Annotated in this window: 15 protein-coding genes; 2 read left to right on the top strand and 13 right to left on the bottom strand. The window is 37.9% G+C overall.

Annotated features, from left to right (window positions below; genetic code table 11):
* Nucleotide 1: 1 nt before the first annotated feature.
* The gene (plsY, locus tag PGP85_RS03885) at nucleotides 2-631 is read left to right on the top strand and encodes a glycerol-3-phosphate 1-O-acyltransferase PlsY (RefSeq protein ID WP_010739361.1); all 630 of its coding nucleotides are present in this window, start codon (nucleotides 2-4) and stop codon (nucleotides 629-631) included.
* Nucleotides 632-1,246, top strand: a complete 615-nt coding sequence (locus PGP85_RS03880; protein ID WP_270326246.1) for an NUDIX hydrolase N-terminal domain-containing protein — start codon at nucleotides 632-634, stop codon at nucleotides 1,244-1,246. It abuts the gene before it with no gap.
* Nucleotides 1,247-1,439: 193 nt separating this feature from the next.
* On the opposite strand, the gene PGP85_RS03875 is transcribed toward PGP85_RS03880, so the two are convergent.
* From PGP85_RS03875 to PGP85_RS03815, 13 genes are all read right to left on the bottom strand, one after another.
* Complete coding sequence (locus PGP85_RS03875; protein WP_010739363.1) at nucleotides 1,440-2,309, bottom strand: aldose 1-epimerase family protein; 870 nt, start codon at nucleotides 2,307-2,309, stop codon at nucleotides 1,440-1,442.
* A 14-nt stretch (nucleotides 2,310-2,323) separates the two neighbouring features.
* Nucleotides 2,324-3,112: a GTP-sensing pleiotropic transcriptional regulator CodY gene (gene codY / locus PGP85_RS03870; protein WP_010739364.1), complete on the bottom strand. Its 789-nt coding sequence runs from the start codon at nucleotides 3,110-3,112 to the stop codon at nucleotides 2,324-2,326.
* A 16-nt stretch (nucleotides 3,113-3,128) separates the two neighbouring features.
* Nucleotides 3,129-4,520, bottom strand: a complete 1,392-nt coding sequence (hslU, locus tag PGP85_RS03865; protein ID WP_010739365.1) for an ATP-dependent protease ATPase subunit HslU — start codon at nucleotides 4,518-4,520, stop codon at nucleotides 3,129-3,131.
* Between the two features lie 89 nt (nucleotides 4,521-4,609).
* Complete coding sequence (hslV, locus tag PGP85_RS03860) at nucleotides 4,610-5,155, bottom strand: ATP-dependent protease subunit HslV (RefSeq protein WP_010739366.1); 546 nt, start codon at nucleotides 5,153-5,155, stop codon at nucleotides 4,610-4,612.
* Between the two features lie 165 nt (nucleotides 5,156-5,320).
* The gene (gene xerC, locus PGP85_RS03855; RefSeq protein WP_010739367.1) at nucleotides 5,321-6,202 is read right to left on the bottom strand and encodes a tyrosine recombinase XerC; all 882 of its coding nucleotides are present in this window, start codon (nucleotides 6,200-6,202) and stop codon (nucleotides 5,321-5,323) included.
* A gap of 217 nt (nucleotides 6,203-6,419) precedes the next feature.
* A complete protein-coding gene (gene trmFO / locus PGP85_RS03850) occupies nucleotides 6,420-7,718 on the bottom strand; it encodes an FADH(2)-oxidizing methylenetetrahydrofolate--tRNA-(uracil(54)-C(5))-methyltransferase TrmFO (protein ID WP_270326243.1) in 1,299 nt (432 codons plus the stop codon).
* 21 nt (nucleotides 7,719-7,739) lie between these two features.
* Complete coding sequence (topA, locus tag PGP85_RS03845) at nucleotides 7,740-9,818, bottom strand: type I DNA topoisomerase (protein ID WP_010739369.1); 2,079 nt, start codon at nucleotides 9,816-9,818, stop codon at nucleotides 7,740-7,742.
* Nucleotides 9,819-9,919: 101 nt separating this feature from the next.
* Nucleotides 9,920-10,774: a DNA-processing protein DprA gene (gene dprA, locus PGP85_RS03840; protein ID WP_270326242.1), complete on the bottom strand. Its 855-nt coding sequence runs from the start codon at nucleotides 10,772-10,774 to the stop codon at nucleotides 9,920-9,922.
* A gap of 60 nt (nucleotides 10,775-10,834) precedes the next feature.
* A complete protein-coding gene (locus PGP85_RS03835; RefSeq protein ID WP_408639889.1) occupies nucleotides 10,835-11,599 on the bottom strand; it encodes a ribonuclease HII in 765 nt (254 codons plus the stop codon).
* Entirely contained in the window at nucleotides 11,599-12,447 is an 849-nt protein-coding gene (gene ylqF, locus PGP85_RS03830; RefSeq protein ID WP_270326238.1) for a ribosome biogenesis GTPase YlqF, read from the bottom strand. Before ylqF ends, PGP85_RS03835 begins: the two co-directional genes overlap by 1 nt.
* Nucleotides 12,448-12,973: 526 nt before the next feature.
* Nucleotides 12,974-13,780 carry a C45 family autoproteolytic acyltransferase/hydolase gene (locus PGP85_RS03825; protein WP_270326236.1) on the bottom strand — a complete coding sequence of 269 codons (807 nt, stop codon included), beginning with the start codon at nucleotides 13,778-13,780 and terminating at the stop codon, nucleotides 12,974-12,976.
* Nucleotides 13,781-13,930: 150 nt separating this feature from the next.
* Nucleotides 13,931-14,479, bottom strand: coding sequence for a signal peptidase I (gene lepB, locus PGP85_RS03820; protein ID WP_010739409.1), 549 nt, complete (start codon nucleotides 14,477-14,479; stop codon nucleotides 13,931-13,933).
* Between the two features lie 42 nt (nucleotides 14,480-14,521).
* Nucleotides 14,522-15,943, bottom strand: coding sequence for a S41 family peptidase (locus PGP85_RS03815; RefSeq protein WP_090405363.1), 1,422 nt, complete (start codon nucleotides 15,941-15,943; stop codon nucleotides 14,522-14,524).
* Nucleotides 15,944-15,987 lie beyond the last annotated feature (44 nt).

Below are 15,987 nucleotides of genomic sequence, written 5' to 3'. Positions count from 1 at the left end.
TATGAAAACCGCTATACTTTTAGTCCTAGCTTACCTTCTAGGCTCCATTCCTTCTGGAATTTGGATTGGGAAACTTTTTTTTAAGAAAGACATACGTGAGTTTGGTAGCGGCAATTCAGGGACTACTAATACCTTTCGCGTGTTAGGAAAAACAGCAGGTCTTGTTGTTTTCGCAATGGATTTATTGAAGGGTACTTTAGCAACTTGTCTGCCTCTTATTTTTCATTTAGATATTAATCCATTATGGTTTGGTCTGATTGCTGTCATCGGCCATACACTGCCGATTTTTGCCGGTTTTAAAGGGGGAAAAGCGGTAGCTACTAGTGCAGGGATGTTATTAGGCTTTGCTCCTTTGTTTTTTTTCTATTCACTGGCGTTTTTCCTGATCGTTCTTTATATAACTAGTATGGTTAGCGCAGCCAGCATCGCTTCTGCAATCTTTGTTACTTTATCATCAATTATATTGCCTTATATTTGGCCAACAATTTTGCCTACACAAAACTGGTTATTGACAATCGTCTGTCTGGCCTTGACTTGTTATATCATTTATCGTCATAAGGAAAACATTCAACGAATCAAAGATGGAACGGAAAACCGCGTTTCTTTTGGGCTAAATAAAAAGGAGAAATAAATGGATGATCAATTTCTAGATTGGGCAATCGAATTACAAGCATTAGCTCAAGCCGGTTTGGCTTACACAAAAGATCCTTTTGATCAAGAGCGCTTCAAACGTATCCGTACCATCGCTGTAGAAATGCTTGCGATCGAATCGCCAATTCCGATACCAAAATTGCGTAATTTATTTGCTGAAGAAAGCGGCTATCCTACGCCTAAGTTGGATACACGAGCAGCTGTTTTTAAGAATAATAAAATTTTGTTAGTTCAAGAAAAAGATGGCCTTTGGTCTCTGCCTGGCGGGTGGGTCGATTTCGATCAATCAATCAAAGAAAATACAGTCAAAGAAACCTTAGAGGAAACTGGATTAAACGTTGAACCTGTGAAAGTTATTGCTATTCAAGATCGAAATAAACATAATCTACCACGTTACGCTTATAGTGTCTGCAAAGTTTTTATCGAATGTCGTTTTCTTGATGGCGGATTTATAGAGAATATTGAAACTCTTCAAATCGATTGGTTTGAACTAAGCGCATTACCTCTATTAGCTGAGGAGAAAAACACTGCAGAACAAATTGAACTATGTTTTGCTGCACATGCCGATGGGAGTTGGCACGTACCATTTGACTAAAAAATCTGTCACCTTAAAAAGTGACAGATTTTTTTCTTATCAACACTTCTAAGAAATGAGTGACTCTTTTTTTGGTAAATAATTGCGTATATATATATCATTTCAGTTAATTAAGTCAGGATTGAAATAACTCTATTGTAGAATATTCGTATTTTACAAAACAAAAAAAGGCTGGGGCCGAGCCCCAACCTTTCTAACTAACTGTAATTGAAAATTCGGTTTTAAAATTTTCTTTTGCAGCCAAACGATTCATTCCTTCTTTATCCTCTAGACGTCCATTGCTATCCACAGTATCCGCGAATCCCCACCAAGGTTCAATACAAACAAACGGTGCCTCAACTGGATATGGCGACCACAGGCCTACGTATGGGATATTGTTATAGGCTAATGTGACACTGTGAGAAGATTCCTCGCTACCTAAAGTATATGCGTTTAGTCCACGCGTTTCATAAATCAAGGCATCTTCTTTAAATAATTCATGGCTTAATTGAATATTTGTATTCGTTTGTCCAATTGTTTTTTGATCAAGATTGGCAAATGGACCTTCTAATGGAATCTTCACCCGTGATTTTTGTGGAGAAAAAGCGATGAAATAATCATCAAAAGACAAATCATCCGTCAATGGAATATTGAAAGCCGGATGCCCGCCTAATGCAAAAATCATTTCTTCATTTCCTGTATTCTCCACATTGAATCGAATGCGAACTCCTTCACCCCAAATTTCATAGCTGATTGTCAATATAAAATCAAACGGGTAAATACGTTTTGTTTCTTCATCGCTAGCAAGCAAAAAAGTTACTTTATCTTTCTTTTGTTCAACAACTGTAAATTCTTTATCGCGAGCAAAACCATGCTGACCCATTGAGTATACTTTATCTTTATACGTATATTGATTATCCTTTAATCGACCAACAAATGGAAATAGAAATGGTGCATGTCGCCCCCAGTACTTAGGATCTGCTTGCCAGATATATTCAATCTCATTAGCTCGTAAACTCGTAAGTTCTGCACCTTTCTCGTTAATTGTCGCTTGTAAGAAATCATTGCTGATTATCACTGACATAAGTAATCCACTCCCTATTTATGACGTACTAGTTCATCTTTAAACAACGGATTCAATACTTTCAAATAAGTCCCCTTCATACCAAGAGAACGGGATTCAATAATCCCTGCCGATTCTAATTTTCGCAAAGCATTCACGATCACCGAGCGAGTGATACCGATCTTGTCTGCGATATTTGATGCTGTCAATCTACCTTCATCGCCTTCTAAAGCATCAAAAATTGCTTTGACTGCTTTTAATTCGCTGTATGAAAGTGTGCTGATCGCCATTTGAACAGCTGTCTGACTGCGAATCTTTTCCTCGACATTTAAGAATTGCTGATATAAAACTTCCATTCCGATAACAGTTGCACCGTATTCAGCCAACACAAGATCATCATCATCAAACGCTCCTTCAGTTCGAGCTAGTACAATTGTACCTAGACGTTCTCCTGATCCAAAAATCGGAATAACCGTTGTTAATCCATTAGGATAAAGTTCAGCACGTTCGGTCGGAAATGCTGTCAAATCATTAGCCACAGGAATATTTGCCTTTGTTTTAAAGACTTCCTTCATTTCAGATACATAACTATCTGGAAACTGACGATCGACAAGAAAAGATCGGACTCGATCAGTATTAATGTCAATTTTTTCATTTAGTCCCAACAATTCCCCTTCGGCTCCAATAATATAAGTCAACGAGCCTAAGATATCCCCTAATATTCGCGCCATATTATTATAAGGTAGCTCTGCAGCTGGTTCAAAGGCATTTTTTTGCTGCATTAACTTATTTATTTGACGAGTTTTTTCTAATAATGTTTCCACTTTTTCCCCTCCATTTTTAAAGAATAAAACGACTTAAATCTTTATTTTGAGCAATCGATGCTAATTTTTCATCCACATACGCTTCTGTAATCTTAATCTCACCCATTTGCATATCTGGTGCTTCAAATAAAAGATCCTCTAACAATTTTTCCAATATTGTGTGAAGACGACGAGCGCCAATATTGTCAGTCTCACGATTGACATCAAAAGCGATTTGAGCAATTCGTGTGATTGCTTCTTGCGTAAAAACAATTTTGACATTCTCTGTACCAACTAAGGCAACATACTGCTTAATCAAGGCATTATTTGGTTCAGTCAAAATTTTAACAAAGTCTTCAGCTGAAAGATCACTTAACTCTACACGAATAGGAAAACGCCCTTGTAATTCTGGAATTAAATCACTCGGTTTAGAGAAGCTAAATGCACCACTAGCTATAAATAGAATGTGATCTGTTTGAATCGCGCCATATTTAGTATTAACCTGCGAACCTTCAACGATAGGCAAGATATCTCTTTGAACTCCTTCACGAGAAACTTCCCCTGAATTTTGTTGTGACTTAGAGGCAATCTTATCGATCTCATCAATAAAAATAATACCTGAACTTTCGGCTAGTTTAATTGCGGCAGTATAAATATCGCCATCATTGACTAATTGTGCCTGTTCTTCTTTTACTAAGAGTTCTTGAGCTTCCTTAACGGTTACTGTACGATGAACTTTTTTATCCGGTGTCAGTGCACCTAACGTGTCAGTCAAATCAATTCCCATCTGTTCCAACCCGTTATTCATCGGCATAGCTTTTTTAGGTTCAGTTATTTCGATTGTTACTTCTCGTTGATCAAGCATTCCCTTTTCTAACTGATCAAGAACGGTTTGACGATTAACCTTAATATCCTCTGTGACTTCTTCTTTTGGTTCAGTTTGTGCTTGGTTAAAGATGTTCATCATTTGTTCGTACGGGTTATTACTTTGTTTCTGTTCCTTTTTAATTCCTGGAACTAGAATTTTCACCAAGCGCTTATTGGCCCGTTTTAAAGCTTGTAAATAAACTTTTGAGTATTGCTCCTTCTCAACAATCGTAATTGCATTTTCAACTAAATCACGAACCATTGATTCCACATCACGACCAACATAACCTACCTCTGTAAATTTCGTTGCCTCAACTTTGACAAAAGGTGCCTTGACGATTCTTGCCAAACGCCGAGCAATTTCAGTTTTACCTACACCTGTTGGTCCGATCATTAAAATATTCTTTGGGGTAACCTCTTGCTGCATCGACTCTTCTAACTGCATCCGTCTATAACGATTCCGTAGAGCAATTGCTACAGAACGCTTTGCTTCATCTTGACCAATAATAAATTGATCCAATTCACTAACGATTTCTTTTGGTGTTTTATTAACTTCAGTCATCTTGACTCTCCTTACTCGTATTAATAGATTTCTTTCTTATGACATATATTAGGTCGACAAAAATTTGCTTTGATCTATACTTTTAAAAACTACATTTCTTCAACAATAATATTGTGGTTTGTAAAAACACAAATATCTGCAGCAATATTTAATGCACTTTCGGCTATTTCTTTTGCATCCATATCAGAATTATACTTTTTCATTGCCCGTGCTGCGGCTAGGGCATAATTACCACCTGAACCAATGGCTAAGATACCGTCATCTGGTGCAATCACCTCGCCATTGCCAGAAACCAGCAACATCTCTTCATCATTCATAACAATTAGCAGGGCCTCCAAATTTTTCATTGCTTGTTGAGTGCGCCATTCTTGCGCCAGCTCAACAGCCGCCCGTTGCAAATTGCCATTGTATTCATTCAATTTGCCTTCAAATTTTTCTTCTAAAGTAAACGCATCCGCAACACTCCCAGCAAATCCAACAACGACCTTGCCATTATAAATTCGACGCACTTTTCGCGCAGTTCCTTTCATAATGACTTGTTCTCCCATTGTAACTTGACCATCACCAGCCATTGCTAACTTTCCATCTTTTTCAATTGCACAAATTGTAGTTGAGTGAAATTGTGATTCAGACATCTTACTCTCTCCTCATATATTAGTATTATTTTTATTTTACTTAGAAATTTTTATGATAAAAATTATTTACACGCTTTGTTTATAACGATCATTTTTGAATCAAAGCAGTCAGATCCTTTTCATTTCTAAAGCTGAGAAAAATGGTAGGTTGTTATCCATTTCAATTTAAGCTCTTGGATGAAACGAACGATAACTCTTTTGGAGACTCTCCTTTGTAACATGGGTATAGATTTGCGTCGTCGATAAATTAGCGTGTCCCAACAATTCTTGAACTGTTCGTAAATCAGCACCGTTATTCAACAAATGTGTCGCAAACGTATGCCGTAGCATATGAGGATGAATATCACTAGTCAAACTGCTTTTCTTTATAATCTGATTGAGTACATATTCGATCCCGGTCGCTGTAATCTGTTCTCCACGATGATTAATAAAAAGATAATCATGATCTTTACCGAAATGATCCATCAAACCTTTACGTCCATCACTGATAAACTCTTGAATTGCATCCGCTGCGTAAGAACCTAGCGGGACATAGCGATCCTTGTTTCCCTTCCCATGAATCAGCATCACACTATTATCAAAATCAATGACTGATAATCTTAGATTGGCGCACTCGCTGACCCGTAATCCGGATCCGTAAAGAACTTCTAATAATGCGCGATTACGTTGATCCAGGGGTGTCGTGCCATCGACACTCGTAAAAAGAACTTCAATCTCTTTTTCATAAAAAAAACGCGGTAGTCGTGCTTGCTTTTTCTTGAGGTGAACATAAGAAAAAGGATTCTCTTTAATTTTTTCGTGTTTCAAGAAATAATGATAAAAAGATCGTAGGCTAGCGATTTTTCGACTAATCGTGTTACGACTATATTTTTTATCGTTTAGGTAAGCTAAATAGACCCGTACATCCAGATGATCAACAGTTAATAATGCTGCTTCACCTGAATCTTCTAAAAATTGGCAAAAGTCATTTAGGTCTCGCTGATAGGCTTCTTTTGTTTTTTCTGAGTAGCCGCGTTCAGTCATTAAATAACTCATAAACTCTTGCATTGCCAGTTCATTTTCCAAACTTTTACTCACCTCACAAACATATCACAAATGTAGCATAAGCGCTTTTTAAATACAATTGAATTGTCAGAATTTATTGATTTTTCACGAATATACTAACAATTCTTTACAGATATTTCATAATTGCTGACAAAACGGACATGAATGCGGTTTATTTTGTCGAAAATAAAAAATCCGTTGCCGAGGCAACAGAATTCTTTTAAATATTCATTTCAGTTAGAGCATTCAAAGCACGATCAGCCAATGCCTCATAACGCATCTTTTTATCGCGAATCCGTTCTGGCAAACTAGGAAATAACCCGAAGTTCGCATTCATCGGTTGAAAATGCTTGCCTTCTGCATGTGTAATATAGTGAGACATCGATCCGATTGCCGTCTCACGCGGGAATACTAATAACTCTTCATCCTTTGCAAGTCTAGCTGCATTCAAACCGGCAACCAATCCACTACCCGCACTTTCAACATAACCTTCAACACCCGTCATTTGACCAGCAAAGAATAGATCATCGCGCTTTTTACTTTGATAAGTAGGTCTTAAAAGTTCTGGCGAATTCATGAAACTATTTCGATGCATTACTCCATAACGTAAAAATTCAGCATTCTCTAAGCCAGGGATCATTTGAAAGACACGCTTTTGTTCGCCCCATTTTAAATGTGTTTGAAAACCAACCATATTATACATCGAAGCCGCAGCATTATCTTGACGCAACTGAATCACTGCATACGGTCTTTTACCTGTCTTTGGATCTTCTAATCCGACCGGTTTCATTGGCCCAAACAGCATTGTTTTAATGCCGCGTTTCGCCATGACTTCAATTGGCATACAACCTTCGAAAAATTTTTCCTTCTCAAAATCTTTTTGCGGCGCAACTTCTGCTCCAATCAACGCTTCATAGAAACGTATGAACTCCTCTTCGGTCATTGGACAATTCAAATAGGCGGCCTCACCTTTGTCATAACGAGATTTCAAATATACTTTTTCACGATCAATAGTGGTACTATCGATGATTGGTGCTGCAGCGTCATAAAAGTAAAAACCGTGGGAACCATTGTAAGCAGAGATTTCTTCTGCTAAAGCTTCTGAAGTCAAAGGACCTGTACAAATAATTGTGATCCCTTTAGGAATTTTTGTCATTTCCTCAGAAATGACAGTTATCATCGGATGCTCCTTGACTCTTTTCGTAATCAGAGCCGAAAAATTATTACGATCCACCGCCAGAGCTCCTCCTGCTGGAACTGCTGTTTCATCTGCGGATGCTATTACAATTGAATTCAAACGACGCATTTCTTCTTTCAAAACACCAACTGCGTTGGTCAGACCATTGCCGCGTAACGAATTACTGCAGACAAGTTCTGCAAAATCTCCAGTATGGTGTGCCGGGGTAGTTTTTACCGGTCGCATCTCGTATAAATTAACTGGAACACCTGCCTCTGCTAACTGCCACGCAGCTTCACTTCCGGCAAGGCCTGCCCCAACAACATTGACTGTTTTTACCATTGATTCCCTCACTTATGGAAATTATTTTTGTACTGTTTCTTCGTAATCACCATTGATACAAACAACTTGCTTGCCACCTTTGACTTTTTTCTCTACCAGATAACCATCACATTTTGGACAATTTCGGCCGACAGGCTTATCCCAAGATGTAAAATCACAATCCGGATATCTCGAACATCCATAGAACAAGCGATTCTTCTTCGACTTACGCTCAACAACTTGTCCTTTGTGACAAACTGGACATTCCACACCAATTTCTTTAATAATCGGTTTCGTATTGCGACAATCTGGAAAGTTGCTACATGCGTAGAATTTCCCATAACGTCCCAATTTAATAACCATCGGATGACCACAAACATCACAATCAAAACCAGCAGGTTCATCTTTGATTTGAATCTTTTCTATTCCCTCTTCGGCCTTTTCTAATTCTACCGCGAACGGTTTATAGAATCGATCGACCACTTTAGTCCATTCTTCTTTACCATCTTCAACTTTATCTAGATCATTTTCCATCTCAGCAGTAAAATTGACGTCAACGATTTGTGGGAAGAAGTCGACAATTAAATTATTGACGATTTCTCCAAGTTCAGTTGGTTCGAAACGTCGTTGCGTTAATTTCACATAATAACGACGTTGGATCGTATCTAATGTCGGCGCGTAAGTAGACGGCCGGCCAACACCATTTTCTTCCAATGTCTTAATCAGTGTAGCTTCACTAAATCGTGCAGGAGGTTGAGTGAAATGTTGTTTTGGTTCGATATCAACAGACTGAACAATGTCACCCTTTTCAATATCGGGTAAAACATTTTCTTTGTCTTCTTTTCCATCATCGCGACCTTCAATATAAACTTGCATAAACCCTTTAAATTTGATCTTTGAGCCATTAGCAATAAAGATTACACCATTTTGCTCCAAAGTCACTTTCATTGTATCGAGGATAGCTGCAGTCATTTGACTTGCAACGAATCTTGACCAGATCAACGTATAAAGTTTCAGTTGATCTTTATCCAAATACTGTTTCATTTCATCTGGTGTGCGCTGAACACTCGTTGGTCGAATTGCTTCATGGGCATCTTGTGACCCTTGCGGATTTTTCACCTTGCGTGCATGATGCTGGGAGAATTCTTTTCCGTATGTTTTTTCAATGAACTCTGCCGCTTCGGTCTTTGCTGTATCGGAAATTCTCGTTGAATCTGTACGCATATAAGTAATCAGACCGACAGTCCCTTGTTTTCCAAGGGCAATTCCTTCATACAATTGTTGTGCTACCATCATTGTTTTTCTAGTTCGAAAATTCAATTTCCGAGCGGATTCCTGTTGCATGTTACTTGTAGTAAATGGCAAGGCAGGGTTTCGTTTGCGTTCTTTTTTCTCAACTTTTGTTACTTCATAGTCTTTACCGTCAATTCTTGAAGTGATTTCCTTCACTGTTTCTGCGTTAGGTAATTTTTTCTTCTTGCCGTCTACTCCCCAGAAATTAGCCTTAAATTTCTTAGCCTTTTTCTTGAAGTTTCCATCAATGCTCCAGTATTCTTCTGGTACAAAATCACGTATTTCCTGTTCACGATCAATGATGATTTTCAGAGCAATTGATTGAACACGTCCAGCACTTAATCCCTTCTTAATTTTTTTCCAAAGGATTGGCGAGATCGAATAACCAACCAAACGATCCAATGCTCTGCGCGCTTGTTGAGCGTCAACCAAAGAGACATCAATAGAACGAGGTTCTTTGAAGGCCGCCTTTACCGCATCTTTGGTAATTTCATTAAAGACCACGCGATTTTTATCTTCTAAGTCTAACCCTAATAAATAAGCAAGGTGCCAAGCGATTGCTTCCCCTTCTCTATCCGGGTCACTTGCGAGATAGACTTTTTGCGCTTTTTTCGCTGCTTGTTTCAAACTTTTGATAACGTCGCCTTTACCGCGAATTGAAATATAATGGGGTTCATAGTTGTTTTCAACATCGATTCCCATCTTACTTTTTGGTAGATCACGAACATGCCCAACACTTGCAACCACCTTATAATTTCTTCCCAAATATTTTTCAATGGTCTTTGCTTTAGCGGGAGATTCTACGATAACTAGGTATTTATAGGCCAAATGTTTTTGCCTCCTCAATTTTTTCTACTATTATATATCGGTAACTACTGACAAATCGTAGCCTATAATACGCTATTCAAATTTTGTTTGTCAAGTCAGGTCTAATGAATTTTCTTCCATAAATCGTATGAATCAAAAATATCTTGTGTTTTTTCTACACAAATTGCACCGTCTTGAATCAACTGATGACAACCGCTAGAACGTCCATCCAAAATTGATCCTGGAACCACAAAAACGTCCTTACCATAGTCCAAGGCTTGCTGCGCAGTAATCAACGATCCGCTTCTCTTTTTCGCTTCTACTACTAACACACCTGTACTCAAACCGGCAATAATTCTATTGCGCATCGGAAAATGGAATTTTGCTGGTCGCGTACCATTGGGATATTCGCTCAAGACTAATTGGTGCTGACTCATCTCGATTTGTAAGTTCCCACTTGTTTTAGGATAACAAATATCTAAACCGGTTCCAACCACTCCGATCGTTTTTCCTTGATTACTAATAGCAAACTGATGAGCAAAACTATCAATTCCTTTTGCTAACCCACTAACAATAACAAATCCTCGTTTGGTTAGATCCGGCATCAGTTCCTGCAAAACATGATAACCATAATTCGTTGCGTCTCGAGCACCGACGATCGCCAACGTCTCTCGTTTTAGTAACTGTAAATTACCTTTATAAAATAATACTATTGGCGGTGTTGGTACATGTCGTAGTACTTCAGGATAATCTTCATCTTCGATGGTAATGTATTGATGGGTGGAATCAATCTCCTGCAAACGATCGTTCGTCCATTCATTCCAATCATTTGGTTTTGTTGTTTGTGCCAATAACCGTACTTCCAAACTATCAAATTGCCACCATTGATGTCTTTTGGCAAATTGATAGAGACGTTGCTTTCCAAAAGCGCCCAAGCCTTTAGTTAATGATAAGTGTAAAAGAAATTTGTTTTTCAAAAATATCCCTCTTTCTAGTCCTTTATCAAAAAGATACATAAAAAAGAAGGATATTATTTTTTATTTATATTTAATTGGAGCAAAAGTTTTTCTATGAATAGGTAAGACCCCTTGGTCTTCTATGGCTTGTAAATGTTCTTTGGTTCCATAACCTGCATTTTTGGCAAAGCCATATGCCGGATATTTATCACCATAGTTGGTCATCCACTCATCCCTATATACTTTCGCTACGATACTTGCAGCCGCGATCGATACAGATTTAGCATCGCCTTTAATTATTTTTTCTTGCGGCAGGCCATTATCTAAAGTCATCGCATCAATTAACAAACAATCTGGTGCAATCTCTAGCTGATCAATGGCACGTTGCATAGCAACCTTCGTAGCTTGATAAATATTCAATTGATCGATTTCTTCTGCGGTGGCTTCGCCGATACCGATTGCACGTGCATTTTTTTTAATCTCAGCAACAAGTTCCTCCCGCTTTTGTACCGAAAGCTGCTTTGAATCATTCAATCCCAAGATAGTATGTTCATCATTTAGGATAACCGCAGCAGCTACTACCGGTCCAGCTAATGGGCCACGACCCACCTCGTCAATGCCACAAATTGCACGAAAACCCTCTTCTTTTTTTTCTTTTTCGAAAAGAGACATCTCTTCGTATTTCTCCGCCAAAGCAGCCTGTCTATCTTGTTTTTTTTGCCATTGAGCTATTGCTAGTTGTACACCTTTGCGCTCATCTTGTCTAAATTCTTTCAAACGAGGATCATTCGAAGAAATAATTTTTTTTAGTTCCATTTTAACAGCACTAATCGATAATTTTTCCATCATTCACTTAGCTCCTCAAAACGATCCAAGGTATAGCGTCCCAATTTTCCTTGTCGTAACTCAAGAATCAACATTTCACTTGCACGCTCATAATCATCCCTAAAACCGCGTTTCTCAGAAACTAGCATTAATAATTCTGGAAAGTCCAAAAATAAGTCCTCATTAGTTAATTTGTAACGATCCTTTAATTGCTCTGGATAATAGCGGCAAAAAATTTCTAACTGATAAAGAGCCAAATCATCTAAATGTAAAAGATCATCTTTAATGGCACCAGTTAATGCTAATTTTTTACCGACAGCAGGGTCCTCGAATTTAGGCCATAAGATTCCTGGCGTATCCAATAGCTCTAGTTGGGTCCCAAAACGAAGCCATTGTTGTCCTTTTGTGACCCCTGGTCGATTGCCAGTACTTGCAATTTTTTTTCCGGCTAAGTGATTAAGTAAAGTAGATTTGCCTACATTAGGAATCCCTAAAACCATTGCACGAATAGCTCTTGGTTTTACTCCCCTGTCTTTATCTCTGGCAATTTTCTCTGCCAATACTTTTTTACTAGCTGGAACAATCTGTTTTACACTCTTATCATCCTTGGCCGTCAGTGCAAGGACTTGATGACCCTGATCACGAAAATAATTGAGCCACTGATTGGTTTGATTTATATCAGCCAAATCCGATTTATTCAAAAGTATTAAACGTGGCTTTTGTTGTACAATTTGATCTAGCATTGGATTGCGTGACGATAAGGGTAAGCGAGCATCAATTAATTCAAAAACAATGTCAACAAATTTTAGTTTTTCAGAAACTTCTCGTCTTGCTTTAGCCATATGGCCTGGAAACCATTGAATAGTCATATATGTATTTCCTCCTTAAAGAAAAAGTGCTTTTATGGGTTAACTAGTAAAAGTTCGTTTTACAAAATGGACATCATCAGTCAATGACCTTGTAAAATAACGAAATTTAATCAACACTTATTTGGTATTCTAAACTATCTTTTACTTCTAGTACCTTATTATTCCTTTTCCACACGTTATTGTATCATAATTAACTTTTGTGTGTACCACTCTGCGAAACGTTTTTTATAAACTTGACTCAGTTTTCTTTAACATATAAAAAAAGCAATCACAAATTTTTCCCCTGAATTCTGTGATTGCTTCCGTATTCATTTTTACTATTGATTAAAGATAAATCTAGTATCTTTCTTATACTTCTTTCGTGAGGGATTCCCTTCACAACGATAGGCTTGATCATTTTTCAAATCATAAATTGCGGACCAAACAGTGTCTTTTCCCGTCTTACGGTCATATTGACATATAAAACCAAACTCGCCACCCAATAATTGTTTCGCCTCTGACACGCCCATAGACTGAGAATGAGCATTCAGATAAAACTGTCCAGGGTTTCATAACGTTCTTCCGCAAACCAATCATCCTCCAATGATATCTTATGAGAATTCAATTTCGGTAAATGAAAGCTGTTTGTGGCACATAGATAGCCATCTCCATTTAAAGAAGAATACACCAATTTTTCATTCGTGAATTCAACCAAATAAGCTGCCCCCGAAGAATCAGCCATTACTAATGTACCGGCCGAACAACGTGGAATTTTTCCAAGTAAATCGATCGCTTCTGCTACAGTTCGGCATTTTTCTAGCAACATTCTCAGTATTAGACCAACATTCATTCCGGGTTTTATCGAATCAGGGAAAACGGAGGTAAGAGCAATAGCAAACCCCCATTGGTTAATCCCATCTTCCATTTCCACAAATGCCGTCGTATTTCCTGAAAAAGCGTAAGATTCAGTTGCTTTGAATGAATATAGACAATTCATATATAATTTTTCGATAGCCGTCAAAAAGTCACTATTTCGTCCGAGTAAAAAGGCTCGTTCATTTTTTACAATGAAACTTGAACAATTTGTGACTCTGACAAGTGCATACATTGGAAAAAGAATGGTATATAGAGATTCTGAGTCAACTTTTTGACCATCCGCAATACCATTTATCTCATCGATAACTTCCGGAAAAAAATCTTCATAGTAAGGTAAACAGGCTTTGGAAAAATCCCTCATCTCCTGGGTTATTTCAAAAGGGATATTGTCAAGCAGACATTTACCATTCTTTTTTATTAGTTCTCCCCATCTCTTGCCTATTTCGTAGTGAGTGCCATTAAATCGCGCATGATACATATCTTTTTCTCCTTCATAATTGATTAGGAGTCGACTTCCTACCTCAAGAGTAACGTAATAAAAATTTAACTGCAATTGAATAAAATGAGAACTTTTCTCAATTTTTTTCTTTTATTTTGAACAAAGAAAAAGGATGGGAATCCCATCCTTTTATGAAATAATTTTTATATGTGTTAACGGATAGTAAACCGCTTGTGCTTTACCTAAGATGTCCTTACTCTGAACAGTACCGAAAGAACGGCTATCCTTTGATATTCGTCGATTATCCCCTAAAACAAAATACTCATTTTTAGGTAACCGCCCTTCGCCGATCAATTCGTTTAATTGAAAATCAGTTGTGTATGGAGAAACTTGATGATCATGACTTCGATTATTCGTGAGAAAGGACTCTGTAAGCTTATCACCATTAATATACAATTGATCCTTTTCATAACGGATTTCATCACCCGGTAGTCCTATTACGCGTTTGATATAGATCGTGCCATCAGGTTGTTGGAAAACGATAACATCAAAACGTTTGACCTTGCTAAATTTTTCCATCAAGATCATATCCCCTTGCGTTAGGGTTTGGTCCATTGAATTTCCAGTTACGGGTACAGGGATCAATAAAAAGCCCCGGATGACCACACCAACAAAGAGGGAAATCAACAAATATTTAACACCTAACCATAAATGACCCTTTGTCAGCAAGTTTTTCAATGACTTCCCTCCTCGCTATCAAGAAAACGGAGCTCAACTCTACTACTTATTTTTCAATGTCTCAATAGCTTTAGCATATGCGACATCATTTGTTTTGACCAGTTTAAACACTTTTTCTTGTAAAACATCTACTGTTTTAACGTCTAACGCACCTGTTGCTGATAAATTATTCTCTGTCTGAATCTCAGTTACGGCATCTCTAGTCGCTTCATTGAATAAATTTCCTTCGGTTGGATATCCCAGTGCCTTTAGCATCGTATTAATATTCTTGATTGCATCTCCAGAATCACCAATACGCCAGTTAGACTGTTTTGAGATAGGAGGCAATTTAGCATACTCAGGATAATCAGCCTCAATCGTCGGCGTAACGCCCTTGCCCTCGACTGATGATCCATCTGGAGCAAACCATTTCATAATCGTTAACTGGATATAATTATCTTTTCCAATCGGACTAATACTCTGAACGCTGCCTTTACCAAAGGTATTAACACCAATGATTGGGTAGTTCTTATTCTTGACTGCTGCTGCCAAAAGTTCTGCCCCATAAGAGCTCTCTTGATCCACTAAAAATACTGTGGGTTCCTTAACCTTAAAGCCTTGGTCAATTTTTTTCCCGGCTTTATCAATTGAGATGACTTTTTTGTTATTTGAAAATTGCGCAATCGTATCTCCATTTTCTAGAAAATAACTAGCAACTCGTTCCGCCTCAGCCATCAAACCACCCGAATTTTGACGTAAATCAATCACAAATGATTTAGCGCCCTCTTTACGTAATTGCTCGATAATCGTTCGAAACTCTAGTGCTGTCGTCTCACGAAAATTGTCAATTTGGATTGAACCAATTGACTTATCTTTCGAATCAAGAGCTCCCTTAACGGTGTCCTCCGGAACGACATCTCGCTCAATTGAAACTTCAAATTGCTCGTTGTCCCTTTGAATCAATAATTTGACTTGTGTCCCTTTTTTTCCGCGTATCATATTTGCCACTTGATCAATCGACTTATCTTGTGTTTTTTGACCATCCACTTCTAAGATAATATCCTTGGCCTTCAATTTAGCTTTTTCGGCCGGAGAATTTTTGACAGGAACACGATCAATCACTGGTAAGCGATTTTCGAGTTGAAGATTTGCTCCAATCCCCTCAAAACTTCCAGCCACTTTTGCATTTAGATCTTTGGTTTCTTTTGCTGTTAGAAATTCAGATTCAGGATCTTGAAGAGATTCAGTCATTCCCTTTAAAGCACCTTGAATCAACTGTTCCTTATCAACTTTATCCACGTAATTTGTGCTGATTAAATCATACAAATCTTGGACATCATCTAGATCGTTCCTTGTAATTTTAACAACCGAATCATTATCCATCGCTTGCTTTTGTTCAATAAAATGAGTTACTACCGCGGTAATCACGACAGTACATACGATCGATATTAAAAAAATCGATACTGGTAACGTTTTTTTTTGCAAGGCGCATTTTCCTTTCACCCTTTTTTTCATGATAGCACGCTAGA

It is taken from the genome of Enterococcus malodoratus (genome assembly GCF_027659535.1).
In the GTDB taxonomy this organism is placed as follows: domain Bacteria; phylum Bacillota; class Bacilli; order Lactobacillales; family Enterococcaceae; genus Enterococcus_A; species Enterococcus_A malodoratus.
This window is presented reverse-complemented; position numbering and strand designations above follow the sequence as displayed.

What these genes read in the sequence shown, in the direction of transcription:
- plsY (WP_010739361.1), top strand. Translation starts at nt 2, where the DNA reads ATGAAAACCGCTATACTTTTAGTCCTAGCTTACCTTCTAGGCTCCATT.
- PGP85_RS03880 (WP_270326246.1), top strand. Translation starts at nt 632, where the DNA reads ATGGATGATCAATTTCTAGATTGGGCAATCGAATTACAAGCATTAGCT.
- PGP85_RS03875 (WP_010739363.1), bottom strand. Translation starts at nt 2,309, where the DNA reads ATGTCAGTGATAATCAGCAATGATTTCTTACAAGCGACAATTAACGAG.
- hslU (WP_010739365.1), bottom strand. Translation starts at nt 4,520, where the DNA reads ATGACTGAAGTTAATAAAACACCAAAAGAAATCGTTAGTGAATTGGAT.
- hslV (WP_010739366.1), bottom strand. Translation starts at nt 5,155, where the DNA reads ATGTCTGAATCACAATTTCACTCAACTACAATTTGTGCAATTGAAAAA.
- xerC (WP_010739367.1), bottom strand. Translation starts at nt 6,202, where the DNA reads ATGCAAGAGTTTATGAGTTATTTAATGACTGAACGCGGCTACTCAGAA.
- trmFO (WP_270326243.1), bottom strand. Translation starts at nt 7,718, where the DNA reads ATGGTAAAAACAGTCAATGTTGTTGGGGCAGGCCTTGCCGGAAGTGAA.
- PGP85_RS03835 (WP_408639889.1), bottom strand. Translation starts at nt 11,599, where the DNA reads ATGGAAAAATTATCGATTAGTGCTGTTAAAATGGAACTAAAAAAAATT.
- ylqF (WP_270326238.1), bottom strand. Translation starts at nt 12,447, where the DNA reads ATGACTATTCAATGGTTTCCAGGCCATATGGCTAAAGCAAGACGAGAA.
- PGP85_RS03825 (WP_270326236.1), bottom strand. Translation starts at nt 13,780, where the DNA reads ATGTATCATGCGCGATTTAATGGCACTCACTACGAAATAGGCAAGAGA.